Origin of the sequence: Rhizobium sp. FY34, assembly GCF_005222845.1 — a bacterium.
GTDB lineage: Bacteria > Pseudomonadota > Alphaproteobacteria > Rhizobiales > Rhizobiaceae > Neorhizobium.
The window spans coordinates 413929-429009 of record NZ_STFZ01000034.1 but is presented as its reverse complement, the minus strand read 5'-3'; the positions used below and the strand labels follow the sequence as shown (position 1 = coordinate 429009).

The 15081-nt window shown below is 59.2% G+C and carries 11 protein-coding genes; 5 read left to right on the top strand and 6 right to left on the bottom strand.

Annotated elements, in window-relative coordinates; all coding sequences use genetic code 11:
* Positions 1-418: 418 nt before the first annotated feature.
* Both E8M77_RS21050 and E8M77_RS21045 read right to left on the bottom strand, forming a co-directional pair.
* Positions 419-1486, bottom strand: a complete 1068-nt coding sequence (locus tag E8M77_RS21050; RefSeq protein ID WP_137132569.1) for a DNA-processing protein DprA — start codon at positions 1484-1486, stop codon at positions 419-421.
* A gap of 116 nt (positions 1487-1602) precedes the next feature.
* The gene (locus tag E8M77_RS21045; RefSeq protein WP_137132568.1) at positions 1603-3708 is read right to left on the bottom strand and encodes a RecQ family ATP-dependent DNA helicase; all 2106 of its coding nucleotides are present in this window, start codon (positions 3706-3708) and stop codon (positions 1603-1605) included.
* 365 nt (positions 3709-4073) lie between these two features.
* On the opposite strand from E8M77_RS21045, the gene E8M77_RS21040 reads away from it, so the two are divergent.
* The gene (locus tag E8M77_RS21040; protein WP_170975951.1) at positions 4074-4973 is read left to right on the top strand and encodes a metal-dependent hydrolase; all 900 of its coding nucleotides are present in this window, start codon (positions 4074-4076) and stop codon (positions 4971-4973) included.
* A 13-nt stretch (positions 4974-4986) separates the two neighbouring features.
* A complete protein-coding gene (locus tag E8M77_RS21035) occupies positions 4987-5805 on the top strand; it encodes a methyltransferase domain-containing protein (protein WP_170975950.1) in 819 nt (272 codons plus the stop codon).
* Positions 5806-5812: 7 nt separating this feature from the next.
* Here the strand turns inward: E8M77_RS21035 and E8M77_RS21030 are convergent, their stop codons facing one another.
* The 4 genes from E8M77_RS21030 to mprF form a co-directional block, all read right to left on the bottom strand.
* Positions 5813-7045, bottom strand: a complete 1233-nt coding sequence (locus E8M77_RS21030) for a TIGR03862 family flavoprotein (RefSeq protein WP_137132565.1) — start codon at positions 7043-7045, stop codon at positions 5813-5815.
* Positions 7046-7122: 77 nt separating this feature from the next.
* On the bottom strand, positions 7123-7755 hold the full coding sequence (locus E8M77_RS21025; RefSeq protein WP_137132564.1) for a TerC family protein: 633 nt from the start codon (positions 7753-7755) through the stop codon (positions 7123-7125).
* A 151-nt stretch (positions 7756-7906) separates the two neighbouring features.
* Complete coding sequence (locus E8M77_RS21020) at positions 7907-9283, bottom strand: AcvB/VirJ family lysyl-phosphatidylglycerol hydrolase (protein WP_137132563.1); 1377 nt, start codon at positions 9281-9283, stop codon at positions 7907-7909.
* Positions 9280-11880 (bottom strand): bifunctional lysylphosphatidylglycerol flippase/synthetase MprF, encoded by a 2601-nt coding sequence (mprF, locus tag E8M77_RS21015; protein WP_137132562.1) that lies wholly within the window; start codon positions 11878-11880, stop codon positions 9280-9282. The genes E8M77_RS21020 and mprF overlap by 4 nt, the downstream gene beginning before the upstream one ends.
* Before the next feature lie 779 nt (positions 11881-12659).
* Here mprF and E8M77_RS21010 point away from each other — a divergent pair.
* The 3 genes from E8M77_RS21010 to cheY1 all read left to right on the top strand — a co-directional run bounded on the left by E8M77_RS21010 (position 12660) and on the right by cheY1 (position 15070).
* The gene (locus E8M77_RS21010) at positions 12660-14324 is read left to right on the top strand and encodes a globin-coupled sensor protein (protein ID WP_137132561.1); all 1665 of its coding nucleotides are present in this window, start codon (positions 12660-12662) and stop codon (positions 14322-14324) included.
* 84 nt (positions 14325-14408) lie between these two features.
* Positions 14409-14708, top strand: coding sequence for an STAS domain-containing protein (locus E8M77_RS21005; RefSeq protein ID WP_137132560.1), 300 nt, complete (start codon positions 14409-14411; stop codon positions 14706-14708).
* Positions 14705-15070 carry a chemotaxis response regulator CheY1 gene (gene cheY1, locus E8M77_RS21000; RefSeq protein ID WP_137132559.1) on the top strand — a complete coding sequence of 122 codons (366 nt, stop codon included), beginning with the start codon at positions 14705-14707 and terminating at the stop codon, positions 15068-15070. Before E8M77_RS21005 ends, cheY1 begins: the two co-directional genes overlap by 4 nt.
* Positions 15071-15081 lie beyond the last annotated feature (11 nt).

Below are 15081 nucleotides of genomic sequence, written 5' to 3'. Positions count from 1 at the left end.
GGCGTTCCCTTCCGCCTTGCAGCGAAGGCAAGATAACGCGGGTAGGAAATACCGTCATAGTCAATGTGCTTTGGCCACACCGCTTACCATGAAAGGCCCGCCGGACGCGCGCAATCGTATCCACTCGCTTCAACTCCCTCTCCATCCGCCGTCAAAAAACGGATGGTCAGATAAATCCGAAGGGGGTCAAAATTGGACGCCGATCACCCCGCTAATGGGGTCAATATTCCACGCCGAAACACATGCCTGGCTTCGCAATCGACCGCTGGAAACACTAGGCCTCTCGCCACTTTTGCTGGCGGAGATTAGGAATGTTGTAGACGCGTAGATTGTAGGTGTTTCCTGGATTGAGATCTTTCAGACGAACTTGCAACTCAATCGCTAGTCGGAGCCAGATTCTAAACGACGCTGGTCGTAATCATGCGATGGACCTATCTTGCTCTGCAACTCTCCACTGAGGGCGGCCCGCATCATCGATGTACTCAATCATTCGCGCCTCGCAGAGTTCTTTTAGCCAGCGGTCGGCCTGTTGCTTTTCTAGCCGGAAATGAGACGCGATATCTTCCGTAGTTTTAACATCCCGGCCCAACATTTTCAGAAGTAAGGCCGAAAAGAAATCACGCAGCGCTTCTCCGTCCATTAAGCTCTTTGAGGGTTTGTCGAACTGGAACTCTGCTTCTCTTTCCAACGGTTCTGGGAGATTTTTGATAAGTACGTCTAGCGGAGGAAACTGGTCAATCTTATCCGAAAGTCCCACTAGCCCCTGTGCGGCGAGCTGACGATTGCCTGCTCCAGTATCAGCTCCGACGCGTACAAATGCCGGTGTCCATCCATACTTCTGGTTTTCGATGGCTCCTGACCACGTTCCACCTTTTACATCACTGTCGACTACCACGGCGGCATCTGCCAATGCATAGAGATACTTGTTTCGTTCCATCGCCCGAGCAACAGAAAATCGTGACTCTGGCTCGAATGGAGTAAGCAATAGAAGTTTTCGGCTGATAATAGCCGCGCGGTTGCGGCGGGATAATACAGCCTGAAGCATCGCCTCAGCCAACACTCCGACCGCACGTCCACCGTCATCCATCGCAGCCTGCATCGCTTCGCGATCAATGCCGCGCGCGTCGCCCGAAACGACTACAAAACGCTGTTTTGCGCACAGTCGACCTAGGTTTCCCGCGAACTCTAAACTCGCCTCAGTAGCGTCGCGCGAGCCGACTACGCAAAGCGCGCTGTTTTCGAGGATATTGATGTCGCCCGAGTAAAAAATGAGGGGGGAAGCGCGGGACCGTAGTTTCCTACGCAAGGCCAGAGGGTAGCTATCATCGCTTCTACTGACTACATGTATTCCAGCTTGCGACCAGCGCTCGACCGTCAACGCAAGCGCTGCGCCCCTATTCAATAGCAGACGCAGGCGTTCATCGCTAACGGCGAAGCCTTGAACCTGTTCACGAAGCAAGTCACTAGGTCGCAGCTTGCGATCCATTAGCTGCCGAGCGACCTTGTTATACTCAGCCAGGCTTAGTGGCTTTCCGTCGGCCGTACCTAACTTGCACGTTAGGAGTATGGTCGCCTGAGTGTCAGGTGCCAACGCTTCCAAAATTAGCCTCCTGAAGCCAAAGCGAGTACAAGCGGAAAAACAGGACCGCTTCCGGAGTTTCGGAGGAGAGCGCCGATAACTGTCAACGACCACCGCGAATCTGCTACGTCATCGATCAATAACACTGGACCGGTCGATACTACATCCTCATCTACTGAGAAGACACCATCCAAGTTATGGGCTTGTTGCCAGCCGTTCATCATTTTCCTTTGCCGTTCCGTTTCGGCCACTTTTTCAACTGCTTCGACGAACGGTAAGCCCAAGGCATTCGCTACACGGCGACTGAAATCGGGCACCAGTTCGGTGGACCGGAGAGATGGGACACAGGTAACCCATGTCGGAAACGGATCTGGACCCCATCGATCGTTGATCATTGTAACGCATGCGTCCACAAGTTCATCGGAAAACCTACCGTTTTCTTTCCCCTCTTCAATCATCGGGCCCCAACCCGCATCCCTCCAGATTGCTAACGCCCTTCCTTCTTTCATTTGGAGAGGTTGGGCAATATTGCCTCGGAATCCGTAAGACGGGAATGCGTCAGTTTCCCATCGCTTTCTCGGTTTAAGAACGACTTCGCTACGCTTGATGAATGCTGCTGCGTCTAAAACTGCGCTTCGCGCTGGCCGAACGTCTACTATGGGCCGGCCAAGACAGTTTTCGCATCGGCCACATGGCATCGCATCTCTATCGTCCAGCGAGTGAGCAAGAAATTGCATCTGGCATTCATCAGTCTCAAGATATTCTTGGACTGCTTCAGCCTCAGCCACACGCTGACGCATCAACCTTCGGATCTGCTCTCGATTGATTTGGTACGGGTTAGCAGTCCGGTACCAACGGCTGCCATTCTTGATCACAGGGGATGCGTCAGCGACAGACAGCAACTTTAGAACTTTCTCGATTTGGCTCTTTCGCAAGTTCACCGCGTGCATCAAGCTGGTAACAGACAGCCCTTCTTCCGCGTTTTCTAAGGCCAAGAGCACAGCCTCTACCTGCCTCACAGGCGGAAATGAACTGTTGATGAAGAAGGAATTGATCTCATCATCCTCCTCACCGCCCAGTAGCACGCCAACGGCGTCGTCAATACCCCGGCCTGCGCGCCCAACCTGCTGATAGTAGTGCACGATTGACTGCGGCGCTTGAAAGTGAATCACAAAGCTGAGGTCAGGTTTATCAAACCCCATGCCTAGGGCGTTTGTCGCAACAAGTGCCTTAACTTCATTACGCAGAAGCATGCCTTCGAGCGCTTCTCGGTGAGCCGCGTGTCCATCGTCTTCCGCATTTTCAAGTTGCCCGTGATAGGCGCGCGCATCAATACCATTTGCTTGCAGCCATTGTGCCACTCTCTCACTGTCTCGCACAGTTAAGGTGTAGATTATTCCGCTACCTGGCAAATTCGGTAGGGCTTCAGCCAGCCATGCCAACCGTTTAGCCCGGTTAGGCATAGGAGTCGTCTGTAAACTGAGGCTAATCCGCGCCAATGGTCCGCGCTGAAGCTCGGTAGCAGGTCCTAGCTGTCGCGTAACATCCTCGACCACGCGATCATTAGCTGTGGCTGTCGTGGCTAGCACGGCCACATTTCCCGGCATCTGACGTATGATTCGCTGTATGCGCTGATAATCTGGTCTGAAATCATGACCCCAATCAGAAATACAATGAGCCTCATCGACTACTAGAAGCGCGATGTTCGCTGCCACAGGTATCAAGCAATTGTTCAAAAAACCTTCGTTGGCCAAGCGCTCGGGTGATACAATGAGCACGTCAACTTCGCTTTGCCGAACACGATCGACAATATCATCCCAATCCTGTTGATTGTCCGTGTTTATGGTCTCAGCAACAAGACCCAGATTTCTCGCGGCCTCTATTTGGTTTCGCATGAGTGACAGCAGTGGCGACACGATCAAGGTCGGGCCGGAACCCTGGTCTCGGAGCACGCGAGTGGAGAGGAAATAGACCATACTTTTCCCCCATCCCGTTCGTTGCACAAGCAACACTCGGCCTCGCCGGTTCACTACCGTATCAATTGCCTCCCACTGCCCATCGACGAAATCGCGCGCGTTGCCCCCAGTAGCATCCTGCAAAAGCGCTAATACCTCATTCCGGCTAGCCATGACACTTCCCCTGTTAAATCTTCCCTGCAGCTCTTAAAGAAGTTCAGGAGCGGATAAGCAAGCCAAACAATGCAACTGGAAGTGTTTTGGAGCTGTGGATGCAAGTCGTCTCGGCGCCGCCGGTTCGTCAGAATTAGCGCGCATCTAGCGCGAAGCGTTTTGGTTTCATAAAAAACAAAGGCTTATTCAGTGTTAATCCAGTTGAAAATCCGCGTGTCGGTGGTTCAAATCCGCCTCCGGGCACCATTTTTCTCCAGTTTGAAAATAAGCATAGGATGTTTCGGCTGTTGCTTCGCAAGGCTGGATTGTCTAGCCTTTCTGCGAGCAATGACTTTCCAATTTCTTCTTGCGGGCGGGCTGGAGCGATGACGATCGAGGCAAATGACGGGGGGGTGGCCGGAGAGCCACGCAGTTCCGACGAATGGGATATCATTCCCCGCAACCTTCACTTCAACATTCGCGCCAATCGACAGCGGCACTGGCTGGGCGATGATGTGGTCAAGACAGCGCTCATCGACGGGTTGTCGATCTTCCTGCCGGATGGCGAGCGCTTCTTCATTCGCTCGCTCAAGCACTATACCCCACATCTGGAAGACCGGGCGCTGGCGGCGGAGATCAACGGCTATGCCGTCCAGGAGGCTTTCCACACGCGCGAGCATGAGGAATACAATCTTGCGATGAAGGATCTCGGCTACGATGTCGAGGCCATGGAAAAGCCGGTCGGTGCATCGCTTGGCATGGTCAAGAATCCGTTGCACCGGGTGCTGGCAACCTGCGCTATCGAACATCTGACCGCCACCTTCTCGACGCAGACGTTGCGCCATCCCGACGTGCTGGACGAAGCCGCAGCGGCCTACCGCCGTCTTTGGGTCTGGCACGCGCTTGAGGAGCTGGAACACAAGGCTGTGGCCTATGATGTGCTGATGGCAGCCACAAAGGACATGTCATCCTGGCAGCGCTACCTCATGCGCATCACGGCCATGAATGCCAATATCGCGTCGTTTCTGTTCATCTTCCTGCGCAATATCCCGATCTACCTGCGAACCGATGGGGTGAAACCCGGTTTCCGCTTCTGGTTCCGCTTTTTCTGGCTGACCATGATCGCGCCGGGTTACTGGCGTCGCTGCCTGCCGATGATCGCAAACTACTATTCGCCCTGGTTCAACCCGCGCAACAGCGATGATGCTGATCTCGTTCGTCGTGGTCGGGAATGGCTGGAAAAGGAACTGGACGGATACTCGCCAACGAAACAGGCCCAGGTGTGAGACCTTCAACAGCATGACCAGCCGCGTCTTCTCGAGAGTCCTCGCCGTGATGGACAATGGCGCCTTTCCCAAGGCGCAGAAGTGGATGTGGCGCAGCATTTACAATCTCCTATCGCGCTCCTGGCGCGATCCGGACTGGCGCTTCATGAATTATGGCTATGTGGCTGGCGGCGATACCTTTTCGCTGAAGCCGGAAGACGAGCCGGAACGAGCCTTTATCGGCCTCTATCACCAGGCGGTAGCCGGCCTTCCCGTGGCCGGCGCGCGCGTGCTTGAGGTAGGTTCGGGCCGGGGGGGCGGTTCGCGCTATATTGCCCGCTATCATGGTCCTGCATCCGTGACCGGCCTTGATTATTCACCCGCAACCGTGCGGCTTGCCCGGCGGCTGAACACCGGCACGCCAGCGCTTGCCTTTCAGGTGGGTGACGCGGAACACCTGCCGTTTGCCGACGATGCCTTCGATATCGTCGTCAACATCGAATCCTCGCATTGCTACGGCGATGTGGAGGCCTTCGCGCGTGAAGTGGGACGTGTCACCGCGCCCGGCGGCTGGTTCACCTTTGCCGACATGCGGGGTCGTGGCTCGCTTGGCGACCTGGATCGTCAGCTTGCCGCATCCGGCATGGAGCTGATCGACAGCCGCGATATCTCGGCCCATGTGGTGGCAGCACTCGATGCGGCAGAGAGCCGCAAGCAGGCGCGCATCAAGCGCTCCTGGTTCATGCGCCGCTTCATGCGCGAGTTCTCCGGCTCGAAAGGCTCGATGCTCTACAAGGGGCTTTCCGAAGGCCAGGTTGCTTATGTCGCGCGCCGCTACAGGAAGGCTGGCTGACTAGCACTCACCCGCGGCGCGCATCCAGCCAGGTGCTGATGCCGCGGGCAGCCGCCCGCCCTGTGGCAAAGCAGGCGGTGAGCAGATAGCCGCCGGTTGGCGCTTCCCAATCAATCATCTCGCCGGCGCAGAAGGTGCCGGGCAGGGACTTCAGCATATAATCTTGCGTGATTGCATCCCAGCTAATGCCGCCAGCAGAGGAGATGGCCTCCTCGATCGGCCGGGGCCGCAGCAGCGGCACGGCAAGTGCTTTTATGCGCGATGCCAGCTGCTCGGAACTCTCAGGCTCCATCCTGCCCGGTTCCGAACGGGGGGCGCATTCACGCAGGAGAGCCGCCTTGACGCCATCGATACCGGCCGCCTTGCGCAGCCGGTTGGAAAGACTGACCTTGGACGGCAGGCGCGACAGGGCAGCCGAGATCGCCTCGCGGCTGCGGCCGGGGGCGAGATCGAGGGTAATCTCTGCCCGGCCGGTATCCGCCAGCCGGTCGCGAAGGGCGGCGGAATGGGCATAGATGAGGCTTCCCTCCACGCCATGCCGGCTGATGACGAATTCGCCGGGCAGCGAACCGGCATCGGATGTGGCGATAACGGATTTGACCGGCAGGCCGGCAAAGCGCTCGGCAAAACCTGCGCTCCAGGCAATATCGAAGCCGCAATTGGCCGGGCGGAAATCGGCGATCTCCACGCCCCTTTGCCGCAAAGGGGCAACCCAGGCGGCATCCGAGCCGAGTTTCGGCCAGCTGGCGCCACCGAGTGCCAGAAGCACGGCATCGGCTGCGATGAGCCGTTCACCGTCCGGCGTCGAAAAGCGGTAGCCGGTGGTTTCAATGGAGAGCCAGCGATGGCGCGCCAAGAGCGTGACGCCCTGGTCGCTCAGCCGCTTCAGGAGCGCGCGCAACAGTGGCGAGGCTTTCATGACGGTGGGGAACACGCGGCCGGATGAGCCGGTAAAGGTTTCCGTTCCAAGCTCCGCCGCCCAGGCCCGCAGATCGTCCGGCGTGAAGGCATCCAGCGCTGTGGCAAGCCGCGCATTGGCGGCGCCAAAGCGGGTGCGAAACCGCGCAAACTCTTCCGAATGGGTGATGTTGAGGCCGGATTTGCCGGCGAGCAGGAATTTACGGCCAAGGCTTGGCATGGCCTCACAGACCGTGACGCGGTGGCCTTTGGCGCTCAGCACGTCGGCGGCCATCAGGCCGGCGGGTCCTCCACCAATGATCAGGACATGTCTGGCTGTCATCGGCGCACGCTCGAGGGTTCATGTGTTGAACCGCGCCGCCGGCCGGCGGCGCAGTCGCTTACGCAGAGCCTGAAGGCTCAGGCGAGCCATTGCTGGATATAGGGCAGGACTTCGACGGACCCGTGATAGACCATCGTGGCGGTCACATAGACGATGACGGCAAGGCCGACATAGGCGATCCAGCGGTAGCGATGCAGCAGGCGGGCGACGAAATTGGCAGCCAGGCCCATCAGGGCAATGGAGACGACGAGACCGATGATGAGCACGCTCGTGTGTTCCTGCGCTGCGCCAGCCACCGCCAGCACGTTGTCGAGCGACATGGAGACATCGGCGATGACGATCTGGATCGCGGCCTGCAGGAAGGTCTTGTCCACCTTCGTCATTTCTGCGTCCGCCTCGCCCAGGGCATTTTCGGCACTGTGATCGGCGCTGCGCAATTCGCTCCACATTTTCCAGCACACCCAGGCCAGCAACAGGCCGCCGATCAGCTGTAGTCCAACAATGCCGAGCAGGTAAGCTGTGATGGTGGCAAAGCCGATGCGCAGAACGGTTGCGGCGATAATGCCGACAAGAATGGCTTTCTGGCGCTGATGCACCGGCAGGCCGGCCGCCGCAAGACCGATGACGATGGCATTGTCGCCAGCCAGAACGAGATCAATAGCGATAACTTGAAACAGCGCTGCCAGGCCGGCAGCCGTGAAAATTTCCATGGTGAGATATCCCCTGGCGCAAGTGTAGACACGCGCGACGTTTAAGTGCCTGTAGGCTGGCTACAGGATATTTTCACGCCGGTTGCAAGCGGAATCTCACGGATTGTTGATCCGTGCCCGGCAAAAGGCGCAGCGCCTGTGCGGCGCTGCATCACTTGCCAAGCCGGGCCTTCAGGCCAGAGAGGATATGCTGGGCGAGCTTCTGGTAGTCCTCATCGAAATGGTGTCCGCCCTCAATACCGAGGGCTTCGATGCCGCGCGGTATCATCGACTTGCAGGCATCGTCGTCATCCTCGGTGCCATAGATGCACTGGATGCGCTTCGGATCGACTTTTGCCAGATCCACTGCCGGATCGCCACCATCGCCATCCCCCTGTCCACCGAGCCAGCCGGAGACCGAGATTTCGAAATCCGCCACATGCGAAAGCGCCAGAAGACTGATCATCGTCACCTTGGCGCGGTCGGCCTGCGGCAGGCGGTTGAAGGTGGACGGAAGGATATCGGCGCCGAAGGAATAGCCGATCAGCAGCACATTGCTGACATTCCACTGCTTGCGATAGGCGCGGATGATGCGGCTCAAGTCTTCCGCCGTCTGTTCCGGTGTCTTGCGCGACCAGAAATAACGCAGTGCATCGACGCCGACGACGGGCACACCATCGGCCTGTAGGACGGCACCTACATCGCTGTCGATATCCCGCCAGCCGCCATCACCGGAATAGATGATCGCCATCGTATCCAGCTTCGGCTTGGCATCCAGAATGGTCAGCGGCAGACCCAGCGGTGAATCGTCGGTGCCGGCGGCATCGACCGTGTCGGACAGCGCCTGCATCAGCGTGGTCGAGGCGTCGTCGTCGGTCTCTTCGACATCGACATCAGAATGGCTTTGCTTCAGCGACTGCGCCTGCTGGCGCCCGGCCGGGGAGGCGGCCTTTGACAGATAGATGGTAACCGGGGCCGGCAGAGCGCCATCGGTGAAACCATAGATGATGCCTTCGCCATCCGGCTGCTTGCTGGCCGGCGTGCACAATTCCTTGGGCAGCGAAATGGCCGCCTGCGGATCAACGGCAATCGCCCCGCCAATGGTGGCCGGCGGGCTCTGGGCGATCATGCCAAGCACGAAGGCGGCACCGGCGCCGCTGCCGGCAATCACCGGGGACTTGTAGGCGCCGCTGCCGAGCGAGCGCTGCACCTGCTGGGCCACCTGCTCGATATCCGAAATCATATAGATGCACTCGTCGGGCGCCTTGCCGAGAGCCTGGCGATAGGACGGCAGGTCGATGCCGATCACCAGCGCGCCCTGTTTCGCAAGGTCAGCCGCCTGCTTGTCGCTGGCAGAGTTCCAGCCGGCATCATCGGACAACAGGAAGATGTTGGCCTTCATCGCGCCTTCCGGCTTGAAGATGTGTGGCGTGGGCAGCATCCCCAGTTCCAGGCCATCCGGCGCGGTTGCGGGCACGGCCTGTGCCGCCACCATCTGCGGCAGACACAGCAGAGCCACAAGGGCCAGACGTCCGATGAGATGCTTCATTTACCAACCACTCCTCTCACGCCGCCACCAATCAGCAGCGTCACGTCCATCAGCGCCAGCACGCCGCCGGTTCCCCCCGAGACGGCCATATAGCGCGGCTGCCATTGTGGATGAAACTTCGACTTGAAGGCCCTGAGCCCCTTGAAGTTATAGAATCTTTCCCCGTGTTCGAACAGGGTGCCGCCGATCCGGTCCCAGACGGGTGCTACTTCGCGCCGCGACATGCCCGAAAGTGGTGCCATGCCGAGATTGAAGGCCTGGTAGCCTTCGCCCTTCAACTGCTCAAGCAGGCTGACAAACAGGAAGTCCATGGCGCCGCGTGGCGCATCCGGTGCAAATCGCATCAGATCGACGCTGGCTTCGGCGCGCGTATCGGTGAGGAAGAGCGTTGCAAAGGCAACGATGCGGCCTGCCTTGCGCAGCACCGCCACCGGCTGTGAGGCGACATAGGTCTCTTCAAACGCGCCGAGCGAAAAGCCCTTCTCGCGCGTGTCGTGATGGGCAAGCCAGCCATCGGAAATCGCCTTCAGTTCGGCCAGAGCCTGCGTGACTTCCGCCGGCTGTAGAATGGCAAATTCCATGCCTTCGCGGCGCCCCTTGTTCAGCGCCTGGCGAAGGCCGGCCAGCCGGCTGCCGGCGAGTTCGAAGCCTGTGAGATCCACTAGCGCCATCTCGCCAAGCTTGAAAGCGCGCAGGCCTGCATCTGCGCAGAAGGACAGAAGTGCCGGCGATACCTGGTAGAAGACGGCGCGGCCGCCGGCCCCTCGGGCGCGCTCAACAAAACGCCAGACCATTTCGGCCGTTTCCTCGCGGTCGCCCACCGGATCGCCGAGCGCGATCCAGGACCGTCCCTGGATGCCATACATGATGAAGCTGCGGCCACTGTCGGAAAACATCACGCGCTTGTCGCCCATGCGCACCAGATTGGCATCGGCATTGTCCTGCCCGATGACGATGGCAGTCGCCTGCTGCAGATCCTCGGGCGAGAGCGGCGCCGGATGGCGAAAGGCCGGGCGCAACAGGCTGAAGGCGGCAATGGCTGCAGACAGGATGGAAACGCCCAGCAGCGCGCGAAGGCCACGCGGCGCCTCGCCGGAGAATTCGAACTGCCACCAGAGCTGATGGCTGTATTCCACATCGCGATAGACAAACAGAAGGACGGTGGTCGCCCCGGCGATGATCACCAGGATGGCCATGATCCAGGGTAGGTTCAGCACCTGGCCGAACAGTGAGGCCGGCCGGCGGAAGCGTCCGGCATTCAGCAGCATGGCAGCCACGAAAACCGCAAGGAAGGTGGCTTCGCCCAGCGCCAGCGCGCGCAGGAAGGCCAGAACGAAGGCAAGCATTGCTGCCACCAGCGCCACCCACCAGGCACCATCCAGCCTCTGCGCCAGACCCCGCGAGGCAATCACAAGTGCAAGGCCAAGCAGGCTTGAAAGGAAATGCGCGCCCTCCACCACCGGCAGCGGCAGCCAGGGGGCAAGCAGGCTGAGATCGGTTTCCGGCGTCGGCGTCACGCTCGAAAAGATCAGCATGGCGCCCAGCATCAGCGCAAAGGCCGATAGAAGCGGCGGCGACAGGCGCACCACGACCGTGCCGATATCGCCGGCCACCTTGTGGCGTGCCAGCACCCGTGCCTCTGAGGCCGCGACCAGGATGATGGCGATGGTGAGCGGCAGCACGTAATAGACAAGTCTGTAGAGCACGAGGCTGCCGAGCAACTGATCCATGCTGATCGTATTGCCGAGCGTGCCGATCATAACGGCTTCGAACACGCCAAGGCCGGCCGGCACATGGCTGATGACGCCAAGCCCGATGGCCGCAGCAAAGATGGCGAAGAAGGACAGCCAGCCGATATGCGTTTCCGGCAAAAGCACGTAAAGCGCCGAGGCCGAGACGGCGATATCAAAGGCCGTGATGAGGAACTGGCGCGACGATGTCAGCGTATCGGGCAGCTTCAGCCGGATGCGCATCAGTTTCACCGTGCGGCCATTGCGCCCGACAAAGAGAAGTGAGGCCAGCATCAGCAGAATGATGACTGCACCGATGCGCAGCACAGTCGGGTCCATGCCGATGATGGCAGATAGGCGCGGCGCGGCGATCAGCGAGGCAATGGCGCTGACGGCAAGGAGGCCGAGCCCGAATGCAAAGGTGACGAAGGCAATGACGCGGCCGATATCTTCCGGCGACAGGCCGAGCCGGCTATAGGCGCGAAACCGGATGGCGCCGCCGCTGAGCGCGCCAAAGCCGGCCGTATTGCCGATGGCATAGGCGCTGAAGGCCGTGACCATGACCGGGGCGATCGGCAGCTTGCGACCAATATAATCGAGTGCATTGAGGTCATAATAGACAAGCGACGCAAAACTGAGCGCCGTAAACATGATGGCAAGGCCGATCGCCGTCCAACTGGTATTGGTCAGCGCGGCCACGACCTCCTCGTAGCGCACCTCATTGGTGAGCTTGTAGACGGCAAAGGCCATCATCGCAAAGACCACCAGCATGGCAATAGGGGTAAGATAGCCCCTGAAACGCGACAGGAACTGGAGGGCTGGGTGGCGATGGGGCGTGGTCGCGGGCTGATGGTCCGGGCTTGTCATGGTGCGCCTAATGCGGATGGAACTGAGGGCCTAATACCAAATCTCGATGACAGGAAACTAATGCGAGATTTGGTACAAACTGCGCCGGATCAACCGGCATAGCATTGCGGCTATTCCTCTCGCCCCAACTTGGACAAAAGTGCGGCAGCCGAACACCCTCTACGGTGCCGACGCTAAAACGACAACACGGTTTGTGAGCAAACCCTCTATCAAGCTGGCCCTAAAGGATCCGTATGCGCAGCTTGACGCGGTCTCTGTCGACCTTCGTGATGACGAGCATGCTCATGAAAATCAGCATGGCAATCAGGGCGGCCACCAAGTGCAGAACAATCATTGCTCTTCTCCAAAGACATCATGTTCGTGGTGAACTGATTCTCCAGTACTTCACTTGCCTGTAGCTTGCGTCTAAATTGGCAGGGATGATGTTATATCAGATTTGGATAAAACAAGATTGCCGGGGCTCTATTAACCTTCAGGCAAGGAATTAACCATACAAATAGTCCCACACGGCGAAATGGGACGGCCTCGGTCGATCCTTTTCAGGCATGAAGCCGCTCCGCCGTACCGGTTTTGATCCGGTATCTCTCCCTGAAATTCCAGGACAATTTCAGGCCACGGATTCTTGTCGCAGGTGTCAAAACCGGCGCTGCAATGTCCGCGCAAGGCACAGATGCGTCTCCTGGCGCCACCAAACTGGCCGACCGGTTCGCCGGATAGGACCAGAGGCACACGCATAAGCAGTCTGCGGGAGCGGTTTCCGGGGCTGTGTCGAGGGGTTTATGCCGGTCTTCATAGACACCGGCTTTGATTGGGGACGGGCCTTGGCTCACGAAACGCCATCGGATCAAGCACGAAAGGCCCAGGCAGGCAGCCTGCGCGATCGTCTTGCATTCGCCGGTCTCGACGCGGAGGCTTGCGAGCTGCTGCGACGGTTTCGACCCATGCTGGAAACCCGCCTGAAAGATGGCCTTCGCGATTTCTTTCACCGCCTGCAGTCTTCGCCGGACGCCATGCGTCATTTCGAGAGCGATATGCAGCTTGAACGCCTGCATGATTTGCAGGCCTCCCATTGGAGTGTCCTGACGGATGCCCGTTTCGACGCGCTCTATGCCGAACGCGTCAAGGTTTTGTCCGATGCCGAAGGCCGCATGGGCCTTGACCCACGCTGGCACATTGCCGGTCATGCGGTGATGCTGGAAAACCTCGTCGGCTGTCTTGTCGAACAGATCGTCTCCAAATCTCTGCTGCCCGCCGGTCGTCGGCGTGAGCGCGAGGTCAATGATGCCATCCAGGCCGTCATCCGGCTGGTCATGGTGGATGTGGAAATTGCCGTTTCTCTGCGCATCAACGAGCTGCGCACCAAGCACCAGCGCGCCATGATTGCCCAGCATGACAAGGATCAGGCGGAAGCCTGTAGCCTGCTCGGCCCGATTGCCGCAGGCCTTGCCAACAAGGATCTGACGGTGCGCATGAATGATGCACATCCTGAGATCTATGGTGAATTGTCGCAATTGCTGGACCAGGCGCTGTCAGCGATGTCGGCTTCTCTGAAGGGTGCCGCCGATCAATTGACCCGCGCCGATGCGCTGGTTACAGGGCTGGCCGAAGACGGTCGCCTGCTGGCGACGTCGATCGACGAGCACAGCCGTGATGTTGCCGCCGGTGCCGCCGAAATCGCAGCCCTTTCCGAGCGCGTTGCCATCAGCGCTTCCGAAGCGGCGCTCGCCGAAAAGGCCGTGGCGGAGGCCCGCCGTTCGGTTCAAGACAGCGGTGAGGTTGTCGGCAAGGCGATCAGCGCCATGTCGGATATCGAGGAATCCGCCGAAAAGATCGGCCAGATCATCGGTGTGATCGATGAAATTGCCTTCCAGACCAATCTTCTGGCGCTGAATGCCGGTATTGAGGCTGCCCGCGCCGGCGATTCCGGTCGTGGCTTTGCCGTGGTTGCCCAGGAAGTGCGGGCGCTTGCCCAGCGCTCCGCCGAGGCCGCCCGCGAAATCAAGCAGCTCGTGACCGGCACCAAGTCACAGGTCGATGCCGGCGTGAAAATGGTCCACCTGACGCAGGATGCGATCGGCGGGATTGTTGATCGCGTGGCCGCCATCAACGAAACCATGACCGGCATTGCCCGCGATACCGGCGAGCAGGCGCAGTCGCTGTCACGAACGGCCGGCGAAATCCAGGCGCTCGACCGGCGTATGGCCCAGAGCGCCGCCAGAGCCCGCCAGATCGGCGAGGGCAGTGACGAGCTGCACACCGTCATTATCGAGCTTGGTCGCACGGTGCGCGAGTTCCGCATCGAACGCGAGACCAAGGCATCCGGCCACATCTGGCAGGCAAAGCCGAAGGCGGCCGAACCGTCGGACGAGATCGAGACCCATGACCTTGCCGACATGCAGGGCACCGCATTCATACCGGCCCAATTGGCCGCAATGGGTCGCTGACGCCGCGCGCGACAGAGACTTGAAAACTGGACATGCCCGGACGGAAAACGGCCGGAACCAGATGGAACGATGAGGAACGAAGGAATGGCAAGCAGGAAAGCACAAACGGAAAGCCTGACCCTGGTTTCGGTCCTGGACCTGAACGAGGCCTCCGTATTGCACGGCCAGCTGACCAACATGCGCGGCACGGACCTGAAGATCGACGCCTCGGGCGTGGAGCGCGTCGGTGTGCAATGCGTGCAGGTGCTGATGGCCGCCGCCAGTGCCTGGGAACAGGACAAGAAGGAATTTGTCTTCGAGAAGGTCTCAGATGCCTTCCGTAAGACCATGCAGCTTATTGGCATAGATATAGAACATCTGCTCGCGAAGGAGATTCGGCAGTGAAAAAGAAAGTACTTACGGTCGACGATTCAAGGACGATCCGGAACATGCTTCTGGTCACCTTGAACAATGCCGGCTTTGAGACCATCCAGGCCGAAGACGGCATCGAGGGCCTTGAGGTTCTGGAAGAATGCAATCCGGACGTCATCGTCACGGACATCAACATGCCGCGTCTCGACGGGTTCGGCTTCATCGAAGGCGTCCGTCGCAACGAACGCTACCGCGCTGTTCCGATCCTCGTTCTGACGACGGAAAGCGATGCGGAAAAGAAGAACCGCGCACGACAGGCCGGAGCGACCGGCTGGATCGTCAAGCCTTTCGATCCCGCAAAACTGATTGATGCGATCGAGCGTGTAACCGCCTGAACCGGGAATTC